Below are 13962 nucleotides of genomic sequence, written 5' to 3' on the forward strand. Positions count from 1 at the left end.
ACTATGATTACACTGTGGGGTCGCAATAACTCGACCAACGTAAAAAAAGTATTGTGGACGCTTGAAGAACTGGAACTGCCGTACAACCAAATTCTGGCGGGCGGGCAGCATGGCGGTAACCGCGACGCCGACTATCTGGCGATGAACCCGAACGGGTTGGTCCCACTGCTACGCGATGATGAAACGGACGTTGTCCTGTGGGAATCCAATACCATTGTCCGTTATCTGGCGGCTCAGTACGGACAAAATCGCTTATGGATTGATGCCCCAGCCGCGCGTGCCGTCGGCGAAAAATGGATGGATTGGGCGAACCAGACGCTGAGTCCTACGCACCGGGTTATCTTATTTGGTCTGGTCCGAACACCGGCCGATCAGCGCGACATGGCAGCCATTGAAGCAAGTACTCAGGTTTGCGATAAGCTGTTTGCTATTCTGGATAACGCACTGGCGGACCAGCCGTGGTTCTCCGGGGCTGAATTTGGCACGGCGGATATCGCCATTGCGCCATTTGTCTATAACCTGTTCAACGTTGGTCTCACCTGGACCCCGCGTCCACACCTGGAACGCTGGTATCAGCAACTGACTGAACGCCCGGCATTTCAAAAAGTGGTAATGATCCCGGTCAGCTAATCAGCTCAGGGACTCACTTTCAATAATTCCCCGTCGGACTCGTCGGTTAACACGTACAAATAGCCGTCTGGTCCGACGCGCACATCGCGGATCCGCTGCCCTCTATCCTGTAAAATGCGGCCATCCTCCGTGACCGCATTCCCTTTGACGCTCAGCACGATCACCTCTTTATCTTTCAATGCGCCAATGAATAACTTCTGCCGCCACTGCGGGAAGGTATCGCTATGATAAAAAGCCATCCCGCTGACCGCCGGTGACTTTTCCCAGTAAAAGATGGGTTGCTCAGTACCCGCAACAATTTGGCCTTTCGCTTCGGGAATTTTAAGACCACTGTAATTAACGCCCCAGGTGGCGATCGGCCAGCCGTAGTTTTTGCCTCTTGCGGGGATATTAATTTCATCGCCTCCGCGCGGACCATGCTCATTGAGCCACAGCGCATCGCTCCATGGATTCATCGCCATACCTTGTGGATTACGGATGCCATACGACCAAATTTCTGCCCGCGCCCCCGCCTGATTCACAAACGGATTATCCGGCGGTGTTTTGCCCTCGTCGGTCAGACGTACCACCTTGCCCTGCAATTTATCCAGATCCTGCGCGGTTGCACGTTGGTTATTTTCACCCAGGCCAATAAACAGATAGCCATGGCCATCAAACACCATGCGCCCGCCAAAATGGTTTCCGGTTGAGAGCTTCGGCTGTTGGCGAAAAACGGTCTGGAACGCTTGCAGGTGTTTGAGATCGTCGCTCAGGCGTCCGTAACCTACCGCCGTGCCGGCTTTACCTTCACTGTCGACTTCAGCAAAGCTGAGCCACACTCGCCGGGATTGTGCAAAATCAGGCGCTAACGCCACATCCAACAATCCTCCCTGACCATTCGCCCAGACTTTAGGTACGCCGGTCAGCGGGTCGGAAAGCCCCTTATCAGGTTGCCAAAGTCTAAGCTGGCCGCCTTTAAGGGTAATTAATATACCGCGATTATCGGGTAAAAAAGCCAGCGACCACGGGTGATCAAGTTTGGTTTGCAGCACCTCCACCTTTACCGCGGCGGCATAAGAGGAAAATAGCGCAAGTGGGATAGCACAGAGAAAGAGTCGACGCATAACACCTCCTTAATGGCTCTGCATAAAGCGTAGCCAGCAGGGGGAATTATCCCGTCACATTTACATAATCTTAACGAAAAGGGGGAGCGCCCTCCCCCTGATTCAGACGTGTTCCAGCGTTGGATAAGATTGCAAACACTGGATGCTCAGCGTCAGCGTTGTCAGGCAGTTTTCCAGTTTATCTGCGTTAACGGCAATAAAAGTTGGACAATCATGATGTCCACTCATAAGACAAACAGCGGCGGCGGCTAACGCCCCTTCAGCACGATGAAGGGCATTCCACTCTTCCTGATCAAGATGCATACCGTGAAGCTGTGATTGCTCGTGCAATTCGCGATTCAGCACAAAAAAATTATCACGCAGACGATCGCTCTCGCTGACTGACATGTAGCCTTTCGCTTTTCTCAACAGCAGATAAGCGGCAAGTTCGATACGGGCGTTTATCAATTTGTTGAGAAGATCGGTTCTCAGTCTGTCAACAACCATACTTTGTTCCTCCTCTTTCCAACCATGGTGCAACTTAATAGTATGGTTGTTTTTTGAACAAATAGATGTCCTACATCAACAAAGCTCAATTGATTAACATAATTTACAATGTTACAACTCCAGGCGATGCGCTTAGCGAAAAGAGTCAGTTTCCCGCTGGCATGACATTTTTTGCTATACCTGATGTGATTACTGCCGTAGTGCTGATTATGAGGGGTCTATGTCGAAAGCAAATGATGCAGAGAAAATTCGCACGCTCTCAAAAATTGATCTCAATCTGCTGACGATTTTCTGTTTGATCTATAGCGTAGGTAGTATCTCCCGAGTCGCTGATATGTTGAATATCTCACCCTCTGCCGTCAGCCAGTCCTTGAGAAAACTGCGCGAAATGATGGGGGATAATCTGTTTGTCCGCAGCGGAAATGCGCTGTTACCGACGGTCTACTCTGATGAGCTTTATGATAATACGATCCCTATTATCGACAAACTGTCGTTGCTGATGCCGCTTTCCACGCCTGCCGCCAAAAAAAGGCTAACGCTCTATACGGAATCCTTTATTTCCCCTATCGTCATTCCCGACGTTACCGCGAGGATAATCGATACCGACGCCGATATCAGTCTCTTGCATCTCACCTCCGACCTGAATGAACAGAGCATTATTGAGTTATTGAATATGCGCCAGGCGGATGCCATTTTTTCAACTTTTTCCGTTGAGTCAGCAAGCCTTTCATGCCAGAAAATATGCGATATGCGCCTGGTACTGGTAGCGTCGCAGAATAACGATTTATACGGTAGTTCCATTAGCGAAGCACAATTCAGAAACGCGAACCTGGTGGGTTATAATACCAAGAATGAAAAAATCATTTACCATCGCAGTATTGTGGATAAAAAATTCAGATCCGGGGATCGCTGCCTGCTGACCTCATCATTTACGGCGATACTGACGATTGTGTCCAATACCCATTGTATAGGGGTGATCCCGGAAAAGGTATTTGCAACACATGCTCATCTGTATGGGCTGAAAAAAATAAACACACCGTTTCCCCTGCCGCAATTTAGTGTGTTTGCTTCATCGCGCAAAGACAGCAATACCCATAAGATCCTCTCCCCCATTCTGGCCGATTTGCAAACCGCCTCCCTGTTATGAAAACCAGGGAGGCTCAGCGTTGGGAAAATTGCTATACGTGAATTTTAGCTATGCGCCAGATATGGTCGGCATATTCCTGCACCGTTCTGTCCGATGAGAAATACCCCATGTTGGCAATATTGTGCATCGTCCTGGTCGTCCACTCCCGGGGAGTTCGATACAGCTCATCCACCGCATCCTGACAGTTCACATAGCTGCGGTAATCCGCCAACACCTGATAGTTGTCGCCAAAATTGATTAATGAATCCAGCACGTCTCTGTAACGTCCGGGCTCCTGAGGGCTGAACATACCCGTACCGATTTGCGTCAGCGCCAGGCGCAGTTCCTCATCATTTTCAAAGAGGGGTCGCGGGTCATAGCCATCGCGTCGTAAGGCTGCAACCTGATTAGCCGTATTACCAAAGATGAAGATGTTATCTTCCCCAACGTACTCGCGCATTTCAATATTCGCACCGTCGAGCGTACCGATGGTCAACGCGCCATTCATACCAAACTTCATATTGCTGGTCCCGGAGGCTTCCGTCCCGGCCAGGGAAATTTGCTCTGACAGATCGGCAGCCGGAATAATTAGCTGTGCGAGACTGACGCTGTAATCTGGGATGAAAACCACCTTCAGTTTGCCGCCTGTTTGCGGGTCATTGTTGACTAACTGCGCCACATCGTTAATTAAGCGGATAATTTGCTTCGCCATGTAATAAGACGAGGCGGCTTTTCCGGCAAAAATATTCACCCGTGGAACCCAGTTGGCATCCGGCGCGGCTTTAATCCGGTTATAGCGCGTGATCACATGCAGCACATTCATAAGCTGCCGCTTGTATTCGTGAATACGTTTCACCTGCACATCAAACAACGCATCTGGATTCACCACCACGCCGTAATGGGCGGCAATATGTTGCGCCAGTCGCTGCTTATTTTCATACTTCGCCCGGCGTACCGCCTCATTCACCGTCGGATAATCTATGTATTGCTTTAACTCGCCCAATTGCATTAATTTGGTCCGCCAGCTTTCACCAATATTCTCATCCAGCACATTGGCAAGCGGAGGATTAGCCAGCGCCAGCCAACGCCGCGCCGTGACACCATTGGTTACGTTGGTGAAACGCAGAGGAAAGATACGCGCAAAATCAGCAAACAGAGAGTCGGTCATCAGTTTTGAATGCAACGCCGACACGCCATTTACCTTATGGCTGACAACCACCGCCAGCCAGGCCATGCGCACCACGCGCCCATTAGATTCATCAATCAGCGATACGCGCTGCAACAGTTCGCTGTCATCGCGATAGCGCTCCTGTAACGTCTTCAGGAAGCGGTCGTTAATCTCAAAAATAATCTGCAAATGACGCGGTAAAAGTCGACTTAACATTTCTACCGGCCAGGTTTCCAGCGCCTCGCTCATCAACGTATGGTTGGTATAAGAAAAAATCTGACAGGTCACGTCAAACGCGTTATCCCAACTAAACTGGTGATGATCGATCAACAAACGCATCAGCTCAGGAATCGCCAGCACCGGATGCGTATCATTGAGATGGATAGCGATTTTATCGGCCAGATTATCGTATGTGCGGTGCAACTGATAATGTCGGCTCAGGATGTCCTGAATCGTGGCCGAGGCCAGGAAATAGGCCTGGCGTAAACGCAATTCTCGCCCTGCATCAGTCGAATCATCCGGGTACAAAACTCGCGAGATCCGCTCGAAGTGATATTTGTTTTCCACTTCCGTAGCAAAGTCTTCCTGCTGATTCAGTTTGCCCGCATTGACCTCACTATTTACCTGAACGTTCCACAACCGCAATGTATTGGTGGTTTCCGTCGCATAGCCGGGAATAATCTGGTCATGGGCCACCGCCAGAATATCTTCAGTTTCTAGCCAGCGGGTTTTATTCCCTTCTTGTTGCAGTCGCCCGCCAAAGCGCACTTTATAATGCGTATTATGACGTTTGAATTCCCACGGATTACCATATTCTAACCAATAGTCCAGCGACTCTTTTTGCACGCCATCGACAATATTTTGTTTAAACATACCGTAGTTATAGCGAATGCCGTATCCGCATCCCGGCAGGCCAAGCGTTGCCAGCGAATCAAGGAAACAAGCCGCCAGTCGTCCAAGGCCGCCATTCCCAAGTCCGGGATCATTTTCCTCGTCAATCAGCTCTTCCAGTTCCAGCCCTATTGCCTCAAGCGCGCTTCTGACTTCGTCGTAAATACCTAACGAGAGCAACGCATTAGACAACGTACGGCCAATTAAAAATTCCATCGACAGATAATAAACCTGGCGCGCATCCTGAGAGAATTGTGCCCGATTAGAACGGTGCCAGCGCTCGACCATTCGATCGCGTACCGCATATAACGTCGCATTAAGCCACTCCCGTTTCGTAGCGATGGCGGGATCTTTGCCAATAGTAAATAAAAGTTTATTAGCAATATCATCTCTCAGTTTATCAACATCAGAGTCCGCCGCGAGCGGCAGTGGCGAAATATACATATTAACGTTACCTTTCAAATTTTGCAGGATGGGTAATAGACAGGTGAATTATTTAAACTCTGGGTTTGCGAGCGTCAGTTTTTTGCCGAATAATTTCATGACTGGCGATAAACGTTAATTCTGTCATTAATGCACGCCAACTTAAGCCTGTGGCCAGTGAGATATAATATAAACTCACACCATTAGCATAAAGAGTTTTAGCCATTTCAAGTTTCGACTGCAATACAATATCTTTCAAATTTAACCTCATTAATAACGCTCGACGAGATAAAATTTACGCTAATTAATTTCTACAGCCAAGAAGTGACACTTAAAGCCGGAATTAGACTCGCTAAACACCTTCCGCTAACCGATCCACTATTTATAGGTATTGGTCTTTATTCTCCCGGTCTTATGCCGATCAGATATAGATGTACCGTGACGGCATCTGTATAATCCCCCGATTACGAGCAATATACAGTATAAGAAAATGGCAAAAATTGGTTTTATATCACTAGGTTGTCCGAAAAACCTCGTCGATTCTGAGCGCATCCTGACCGAACTTCGTACCGAAGGCTATGATGTTGTGCCAAGCTACGACGACGCGGATATGGTTATCGTTAACACCTGCGGCTTTATCGACAGCGCAGTTCAGGAGTCCCTGGAAGCAATCGGCGAAGCGTTGAACGAAAACGGCAAGGTGATCGTTACCGGCTGTCTGGGCGCGAAAGTCGATCAGATCCGTGAAGTCCACCCGAAAGTGCTGGAAATCACCGGTCCGCACAGCTATGAACAGGTTCTGGAGCACGTTCATCACTATGTGCCAAAACCAAAGCATAACCCGTTCCAGAGTCTGGTTCCTGAGCAGGGCGTCAAGCTGACTCCGCGCCATTATGCCTATCTGAAAATTTCTGAAGGCTGCAACCACCGCTGCACGTTCTGCATTATTCCGTCGATGCGTGGCGATCTGGTGAGTCGTCCGATCGGCGACGTTCTCAGCGAAGCCAAGCGTCTGGTAGATGCGGGCGTGAAAGAGATACTGGTCATTTCTCAGGATACGTCCGCGTACGGCGTGGATGTGAAGCATCGCACCGGTTTCCATAACGGCGAGCCGGTCAAAACCAGCATGGTTGATCTGTGCGAACAGTTATCAAAACTGGGGATCTGGACGCGTCTGCATTACGTCTATCCCTACCCGCACGTTGATGACGTGATCCCGTTGATGGCGGAAGGCAAAATCCTGCCGTATCTGGACATCCCGCTGCAGCATGCCAGCCCGCGTATTCTCAAGCTGATGAAACGCCCAGGCTCCGTGGACAGACAGCTGGCGCGCATCAAGCAGTGGCGTGAAATTTGTCCTGAACTGACGCTGCGCTCCACCTTCATTGTTGGTTTCCCGGGGGAAACAGAAGAAGACTTCCAGATGTTGCTCGACTTCCTGAAGGAAGCACGCCTGGATCGCGTCGGCTGCTTTAAGTACAGCCCGGTAGAAGGCGCTGGCGCCAATGACCTGCCAGATCAAATCCCGGAAGAGGTGAAAGAAGAACGCTGGAACCGCTTTATGCAGTTGCAACAGCAGATCTCTGCTGAACGCTTGCAGGAGAAAGTGGGCCGCGAAATTCTGGTTATCGTTGATGAAGTTGACGAAGAAGGCGCGATTGGTCGCAGTATGGCTGACGCCCCGGAAATCGATGGCGCGGTATACCTGAATGGCGAAACCAGGGTGAAACCTGGCGATATCATCCGCGTGAAGGTCGAAAACGCAGATGAATACGATCTGTGGGGCACCCGCGTTTAAATAGCGTAACCCAACGCAGGCCGGATAAGCGTTACGTCTTATCCGGCCTGTGGTTTATCCTTTTATCTTCGGGTCCAGCGCGTCGCGCAGGCCATCGCCCAGTAAGTTAAACGCCAGCACCGTCAGAAATATCGCCACCGCCGGGAAAATCGCCACATGCGGCGCAATCACCATATCGGCCCGCGCCTCATTGAGCATTGCCCCCCACTCCGGGGTCGGCGGCTGCGCGCCCAATCCCAGAAATGACAAGCTCGCGGCAGAGATAATCGACGTGCCAATTCGCATGGTAAAAAAGACCACAATCGATGAGACCGTTCCCGGCAGAATATGGTTAAAGATGATGGTTGCATCGCTGGCGCCAATACTGCGCGCAGATTCAATAAAGGTCTGCTGCTTCAGCACTAGCGTATTCCCACGCACCAGGCGCGCGAAGGCCGGAATAGAAAAAATAGCCACGGCAATAATCACGTTGGCAATACCGCTGCCCAGCACTGCCACCACTGCGATCGCCAGCAAAATACCCGGAAAGGCGAACAGTACATCGCAGATGCGCATAATCAGTCGATCCCACCAGCCTTCGTAGTATCCCGCCAGCAATCCCAACACGGTGCCAATCGTCGCGCCAATAAATACGGCAAAGACCCCTGCCGCCAGCGAGATTTGCGCGCCAACCAGCACACGGCTAAAGATATCCCGTCCCAGGGAGTCAACGCCAAACCAGTGCAGCATCGACGGCCCGTCATTCAGACGGTCATAATCGAAGTAGTTTTCGGCATCAAATGGCGTCAGCCAGCGGGCAAAAATCGCCACCATAATCAGGATAAGGACAAACAATCCCGCGATCATCGCCATGCGCTGGCGGCGGAAACGACGCCAGAACTCATGCCACGGCGTGCGAATCTGCTCTGGCTTAACAAGGGGCATCGCATTTAAAATCGCCTGTCGGCGCCAGTTAAAAAATCGCATCCTTACTTGTACCTGATAGCCGGATTAATGGCGGCGTAGAGTACATCCACCACTAAATTAATAAGAATAAACTCCAGAGAGAATAACAGCACCTCGGCCTGTATCACCGGGTAGTCGCGCATTTCGACTGAGTCCACTAACAGTCGTCCAAGCCCTGGCCAGTTAAACACCTTCTCAACCACGATTGAGCCGCCGAGTAAAAAACCAAACTGTAGCCCCATCATGGTAACCACCGGGATCATCGCGTTACGCAGACCATGTTTCAACACCACCCAGGTTTCACTCACCCCTTTAGCTCGCGCGGTGCGCATATAATCTTCACTGAGCACATCGACAAACGAAGCACGGGTAAAGCGGGCCAGCACCGCAGCCACCGCCGCCCCCAGCGTAATAGACGGGAGGATATAGTGCAGCCAGGTGTCAGCGCCCACGGTGGGCAACCAGCCGAGTTCAACGGAAAATATCTGCATAAGCAGCATGCCGAGCGCAAAAGCCGGAAAAGAGATTCCGGTGACCGCCAGCGTCATACTTAACCTGTCCGGCCAGCGATTACGCCACACGGCGGCGATAATCCCCGCCGTCATGCCAAATAACACTGCCCAGGCCATACTGGCAATTGTCAGCCATAGCGATGGTATAAAACGGCTGGCAATCTCTTCCGCAACCGGGCGGCGAGAAACCATCGAGGTTCCAAAATCGCCTTGCAACACGTTGGTCATGTAATGCCAGAACTGAATATGCAGCGGTTGGTCCAGACCCAGTTGCTTACGCACCAGTTCAATCACCTCAGCGTCAGCCTCCGGTCCGGCAATCAGCCGGGCCGGATCGCCGGGTAGCAGGTGAACAAATAAAAACACCAGCACCGCCACAATCAACAGCGTTGGGATCAACCCCAGCAGGCGCTTGAAAACATAGTTAAGCATCACGCTCCCTTCGCCGGCCCCTGCATTACGGGGCCGAATGCATCGCTTATTTTAAATCCGCATCATCAAAGCTAAATCCGGTATCCGGCATGATCCAGAATCCCGTCAACCTGGTGCTGTGCGCCGAAATCAGTTTTTCCACTACCAGCGGGATCCACGGCGACTCTTTCCAGATGATATCCTGCGCATCTTTGTAGAGCTTCGCTTTCTGCGCCGGATCGTTGGTTTGCAGAGCCGCGGCTAAATCACTGTCCACCTGCTTATTGCTGTAGAACGCCGTATTAAACAGCGTCGGCGGCCAGTTTTGTGATGCAAATAGCGGCGACAGCGCCCAGTCCGCTTCACCTGTAGAAGCAGACCAGCCGGTGTAGAACATCCGCACTCCGCTCTCTTTCTGCGCTTTACCTTCAACTTCCGCCGCTCGCTGACCAGCGTCCATCGCCGTTACCTGCGCCTTAATGCCCACCTGTGCCAACTGCTGCTGGGTAAATTGCAGTACTTTCTGCGCGGTACTGTGGTTATGCGAAGACCATAGCGTGGTGGTAAAACCATTAGGGTAACCCGCTTCTTTCAGCAACTCGCGCGCTTTCGCCGGATCGTAAGGCCACGGCGTATAGCTTTGCGCATAGGCAATCGATGGCGGGAGAACACCGGTGGCAGGCGTCGCGTACCCGGCAAAAGCGACTTTCACCAGCGCCTGGCGGTTGATGGCATAGTTCAGCGCCTCACGCACCTTCGGGTTATCGAATGGTTTTTGCGTGACGTTCATGCTGATATAACGCTGCATGATAGACGGGCTGGCCACCAGTTCCAGGTTTTTGTTCTTCGCCAGTAACGCCGCCTGCTCGTAAGGGATCGGGAAGGCAAACTGCGCCTCCCCGGTCTGCAGCATGGCCGCACGCGTGTTGTTGTCGGTCACCGGACGCCAGGTAATCGTGTCAAGCTTTGGCAACCCTTGCTGCCAGTAGCCCGCGAACTTCTTAACCTTGACAAAATCCGTCTGATTCCAGGTTTCAAGCTGATACGGTCCGGTGCCGACAGGATGAAAGCCGATCTCCTTACCGTATTTCTCCAGCGCGGCAGGCGAAATCATCGCCGTTGCCGGGTGCGCCAGAATATTGATGAATGCCGAGAACGGTTGCTTCAGCGTAATCTTCACCGTCGACGGGTCGACAACCTCGGTTTTATCAATATTCTTATACAGGTTGTAGCGTTTCAGATGGTTTTCCGGATTACTGGCCCGATCGAGGTTAGCTTTGACCGCATCGGCGTTGAAGTCAGTGCCATCCTGAAACTTCACGCCCTGACGCAGCTTAAGGGTGTAAGTCAGGCCATCATCAGAAACCGTATAACTCTCCGCCAGCACATTTTTCAGCTTCATCTCTTTATCAAGGCCAAACAGTCCTTGATAAAACGACTTTGCTACCGCCTGCGACAACGTGTCGTTCGCGTCATAGGGGTCGAGCGTGGTGAAGTTAGATCCCACTGCCACCACCACGTCTTTGGCGGCCCAGCCCGGTGCGGCGGCCAGCGCCGAGGCCACTCCCACAGCAACCAGCCATTTTCGAGCAACAATTTTTGTCATGTTATTCTCCTTAAACCCTGTCTGCCTGTTATAAACGCGAAAGCGCATTTTCTGGTTGTGGACGCGCGACATAATGCCCCGGGCCAACTAACTGTAGTGACACGGGGGAAATCTCTTCGCCGCGCTTGCGGATATTGCTGGGGATATCATCCGATAACAGCACGCGCTGGGGCCGATGATGTGATGGATCGGCAACCGGTACTGCCGCCATCAGTTTGCGCGTATACGGATGCTGTGGATTTTCAAATACCGCCCGCCGGGTGCCGATCTCGACAATCTGCCCCAGATACATCACCGCCACACGGTGACTGATCCGCTCCACTACCGCCATATCGTGGGAAATAAACAGATATGCGATCCCCATTTCGCGCTGCAGGTCGAGCAACAAGTTGATAATTTGCCCACGAATCGAGACATCCAGCGCCGAGACCGACTCATCGGCAATAATTACCTTGGGATTGAGCGCCAGCGCCCGGGCAATGCAGATACGCTGACGCTGACCGCCGGAAAACTCGTGCGGATAGCGCCAGGCATGCTCAGGGAGCAATCCTACGCGCTCCAGCAGCCAGGCAACCCGTTTTGCCGCCGCATCACCTTGCAGTAATCCATGCACCCGTAACGGCTCTAAAATGGAATATCCCACCGTCTGGCGAGGATCGAGCGATGCATAAGGGTCCTGGAAGATGAACTGAATGTCCCGGCGCAGCGGCTGCAGTTTGCTGGCGGCGAGGGTATCAATCCGCTGTCCGTTGAAGATGATCTCTCCACGCTGAGACTCAACCAGGCGCAGCAACGCCCGTCCTGTGGTGGACTTGCCGCAGCCCGACTCGCCCACCAGCGAGAGCGTTTCTCCCGGCCACAGGTCAAAGCTGACGTTTTCCACCGCATGCACCTCACGGGTTACCCGGTTAAGAATGCCGCTGCGCAGAGGAAAACGCGTCACCAGATTGCGTACCCGTAGGATAGGCTCGCCTTCAACCACGGTGTCCTGCTCGGTTTGCGGTTCAACATGACTGGGATCGTGTAAAGAAATAAGTGGGAAACGGCGCGGATACTCTTGTCCGCTCATGGCGCCAAGCTGCGGTACGGCTGCCAGCAACGCTTTAGTATAGGGATGCTGGGGAGCATGAAAGATCTGCTCAACGCTGCCGGTTTCAACCGCCTCACCCTGATACATTACCAGCACACGGTCGGCAATATCCGCCACCACACCCATATCGTGGGTAATAAAGATCACCCCCATCGACATATCCTGCTGCAACACTTTTATGAGTTGCAGGATCTGCGCCTGAATAGTGACATCCAGCGCGGTGGTCGGCTCATCGGCAATCAGCACCGCAGGGCGGCACGACAGCGCCATGGCGATCATCACGCGCTGGCGCATGCCGCCGGAAAGCTGGTGCGGATAACGCGATAAAATCGCCTTCGCCTCAGGAATACGGACCTGATCGAGCATCCGTTTAGCTTCCAGCATCGCCTCTTCATGACTGGCCCCCTGGTGTAAACGGATAGACTCGGCAATCTGCTCCCCCACGGTAAACACCGGATTTAGCGATGTCATCGGCTCCTGAAAGATCATCGCGATATCCGCGCCGCGCACGTGGCGCATCTGTGATGCGCTCTGTTCACCCAGCTCAATAACCTGGCGGTTGCGGCGTCGGAGGAGCATTTCATCACAGCTCACCTCGCCGCCAGCCTGTTCTATCAGACGCATCAGCGACAAAGCCGTGACCGACTTTCCTGAACCGGACTCGCCAACTATCGCCAGCGTTTCGCCACGCTTCAGACGAAATGACAGATTACGCACCGCACTTACGCGCTGCTGTTCCTGTTCAAAGGCAATGTTCAGGTTACTCACTGCCAGCACGTCACTGACGTCAAGCTCATCACTGTGTGGCAACGGTATCTCCTTTTTCCCGATAAATACCGGTGGTTGGCGTATCGCCCGCGTATCCCCAGGCACGGTACATGCCTTCACTGTTAAACGGTAAGGCGACATTGCCCTCATGATCGATAGCAATTAAGCCGCCACTGCCGCCCAACGCCGGTAATTTTTCCATCACCACACGCTCGCACGCCTCAGATAAACTCAGGCCGCCATAATCCATCAATGCCGCAATGTCATAAGCCGCCAGCGCACGAATAAAGACTTCTCCGGTTCCGGTGCAGGAAACCGCCACGTTTGCGTTATTGGCATAACAGCCTGCGCCAACCAGTGGACTGTCACCCACCCGGCCCGGCAATTTGTTGGTCATCCCGCCGGTCGATGTCGCCGCCGCCAGATTACCAGACATATCCAGCGCAACCGCCCCCACGGTACCCATTTTGTTGTTCTCATCCAGTGGGGTAGCGTTATGATCCAGCACCATTTCACCCGCCGTTCGCGCCGCCAGCAGTTGAGCGTAGCGTTCTGGCGTCGAGAAAATATCCGCCGAAACGCGCTCCATACCCTGCGCAATGGCAAAATTCTCTGCCCCCTCACCTATCATCATGACGTGTGGGCTGTGTTCCATCACCAGGCGTGCCGCGAGAACTGGATTTCGCAGATGACTGACTCCAGCGACGGCTCCCGCTTTCAGGGTATTACCGTCCATCACGCAGGCGTCCAGCTCATGGGTTTCATCACGGGTATATACTGCGCCAATTCCGGCATTAAACAGCGGGCACTCTTCCAGCAGACGCACGGCCTCGGTCACCACATCCAGTGCGCTACGCCCCTCTTCGAGCATCCGCTGACCGGTTTCGACAACATCTGACAGCGCCTGTATATAACGCAACTCCTGCTCCTGGCTCAGCTGTGCACGGGTAATAGCCCCGGCGCCGCCGTGAATTGCAATAACTGCTTTACCCATTTTTTCGTCCA

General features: G+C 52.5%; 12 protein-coding genes. 3 read left to right on the top strand and 9 right to left on the bottom strand.

Going from position 1 to position 13962, the window contains the following annotated elements:
- Positions 1 to 3: 3 nt before the first annotated feature.
- Entirely contained in the window at positions 4 to 630 is a 627-nt protein-coding gene (locus tag M4I31_RS15405) for a glutathione S-transferase family protein (RefSeq protein ID WP_069323230.1), read from the top strand.
- A gap of 5 nt (positions 631 to 635) precedes the next feature.
- Here the strand turns inward: M4I31_RS15405 and M4I31_RS15410 are convergent, their stop codons facing one another.
- Together M4I31_RS15410 and bssR are read right to left on the bottom strand one after the other, a co-directional pair.
- Complete coding sequence (locus M4I31_RS15410; protein ID WP_085049173.1) at positions 636 to 1733, bottom strand: PQQ-dependent sugar dehydrogenase; 1098 nt, start codon at positions 1731 to 1733, stop codon at positions 636 to 638.
- A gap of 102 nt (positions 1734 to 1835) precedes the next feature.
- Positions 1836 to 2219, bottom strand: a complete 384-nt coding sequence (bssR, locus tag M4I31_RS15415) for a biofilm formation regulator BssR (RefSeq protein WP_038639191.1) — start codon at positions 2217 to 2219, stop codon at positions 1836 to 1838.
- 220 nt (positions 2220 to 2439) lie between these two features.
- Here bssR and M4I31_RS15420 point away from each other — a divergent pair, with 220 nt between their 5' ends.
- The gene (locus M4I31_RS15420) at positions 2440 to 3366 is read left to right on the top strand and encodes a LysR family transcriptional regulator (RefSeq protein ID WP_085049172.1); all 927 of its coding nucleotides are present in this window, start codon (positions 2440 to 2442) and stop codon (positions 3364 to 3366) included.
- Positions 3367 to 3397: 31 nt separating this feature from the next.
- Here M4I31_RS15420 and glgP read toward each other — a convergent pair whose 3' ends face one another.
- Entirely contained in the window at positions 3398 to 5848 is a 2451-nt protein-coding gene (glgP, locus tag M4I31_RS15425; RefSeq protein WP_085049171.1) for a glycogen phosphorylase, read from the bottom strand.
- A 52-nt stretch (positions 5849 to 5900) separates the two neighbouring features.
- On the bottom strand, positions 5901 to 6086 hold the full coding sequence (locus tag M4I31_RS15430) for a glycine cleavage system protein T (RefSeq protein WP_223229568.1): 186 nt from the start codon (positions 6084 to 6086) through the stop codon (positions 5901 to 5903).
- A 231-nt stretch (positions 6087 to 6317) separates the two neighbouring features.
- Here M4I31_RS15430 and rimO point away from each other — a divergent pair, with 231 nt between their 5' ends.
- Positions 6318 to 7625: a 30S ribosomal protein S12 methylthiotransferase RimO gene (gene rimO, locus M4I31_RS15435; protein WP_038639187.1), complete on the top strand. Its 1308-nt coding sequence runs from the start codon at positions 6318 to 6320 to the stop codon at positions 7623 to 7625.
- A 54-nt stretch (positions 7626 to 7679) separates the two neighbouring features.
- Here the strand turns inward: rimO and gsiD are convergent, their stop codons facing one another.
- Genes gsiD through iaaA form a run of 5 tightly spaced genes read right to left on the bottom strand, consistent with a single transcriptional unit; the run spans position 7680 to position 13951 of the window.
- Positions 7680 to 8591, bottom strand: coding sequence for a glutathione ABC transporter permease GsiD (gsiD, locus tag M4I31_RS15440; protein WP_069323226.1), 912 nt, complete (start codon positions 8589 to 8591; stop codon positions 7680 to 7682).
- A gap of 2 nt (positions 8592 to 8593) precedes the next feature.
- Positions 8594 to 9514 carry a glutathione ABC transporter permease GsiC gene (gsiC, locus tag M4I31_RS15445; RefSeq protein ID WP_085049169.1) on the bottom strand — a complete coding sequence of 307 codons (921 nt, stop codon included), beginning with the start codon at positions 9512 to 9514 and terminating at the stop codon, positions 8594 to 8596.
- Positions 9515 to 9560: 46 nt separating this feature from the next.
- Complete coding sequence (gsiB, locus tag M4I31_RS15450; RefSeq protein WP_038639178.1) at positions 9561 to 11099, bottom strand: glutathione ABC transporter substrate-binding protein GsiB; 1539 nt, start codon at positions 11097 to 11099, stop codon at positions 9561 to 9563.
- 28 nt (positions 11100 to 11127) lie between these two features.
- Positions 11128 to 12999, bottom strand: a complete 1872-nt coding sequence (gene gsiA / locus M4I31_RS15455) for a glutathione ABC transporter ATP-binding protein GsiA (protein ID WP_069323224.1) — start codon at positions 12997 to 12999, stop codon at positions 11128 to 11130.
- Complete coding sequence (gene iaaA / locus M4I31_RS15460) at positions 12986 to 13951, bottom strand: beta-aspartyl-peptidase (protein ID WP_069323360.1); 966 nt, start codon at positions 13949 to 13951, stop codon at positions 12986 to 12988. The genes gsiA and iaaA overlap by 14 nt, the downstream gene beginning before the upstream one ends.
- Positions 13952 to 13962: the final 11 nt, after the last annotated feature.

Origin of the sequence: Citrobacter sp. XT1-2-2, from assembly GCF_023516235.1 — a bacterium.
Lineage (GTDB): Bacteria > Pseudomonadota > Gammaproteobacteria > Enterobacterales > Enterobacteriaceae > Citrobacter > Citrobacter werkmanii.

What these genes read in the sequence shown, in the direction of transcription:
- M4I31_RS15405 (WP_069323230.1), top strand. Translation starts at nt 4, where the DNA reads ATGATTACACTGTGGGGTCGCAATAACTCGACCAACGTAAAAAAAGTA.
- bssR (WP_038639191.1), bottom strand. Translation starts at nt 2,219, where the DNA reads ATGGTTGTTGACAGACTGAGAACCGATCTTCTCAACAAATTGATAAAC.
- iaaA (WP_069323360.1), bottom strand. Translation starts at nt 13,951, where the DNA reads ATGGGTAAAGCAGTTATTGCAATTCACGGCGGCGCCGGGGCTATTACC.
- gsiD (WP_069323226.1), bottom strand. Translation starts at nt 8,591, where the DNA reads ATGCGATTTTTTAACTGGCGCCGACAGGCGATTTTAAATGCGATGCCC.
- M4I31_RS15410 (WP_085049173.1), bottom strand. Translation starts at nt 1,733, where the DNA reads ATGCGTCGACTCTTTCTCTGTGCTATCCCACTTGCGCTATTTTCCTCT.
- gsiC (WP_085049169.1), bottom strand. Translation starts at nt 9,514, where the DNA reads ATGCTTAACTATGTTTTCAAGCGCCTGCTGGGGTTGATCCCAACGCTG.
- M4I31_RS15420 (WP_085049172.1), top strand. Translation starts at nt 2,440, where the DNA reads ATGTCGAAAGCAAATGATGCAGAGAAAATTCGCACGCTCTCAAAAATT.
- glgP (WP_085049171.1), bottom strand. Translation starts at nt 5,848, where the DNA reads ATGTATATTTCGCCACTGCCGCTCGCGGCGGACTCTGATGTTGATAAA.
- gsiB (WP_038639178.1), bottom strand. Translation starts at nt 11,099, where the DNA reads ATGACAAAAATTGTTGCTCGAAAATGGCTGGTTGCTGTGGGAGTGGCC.
- rimO (WP_038639187.1), top strand. Translation starts at nt 6,318, where the DNA reads ATGGCAAAAATTGGTTTTATATCACTAGGTTGTCCGAAAAACCTCGTC.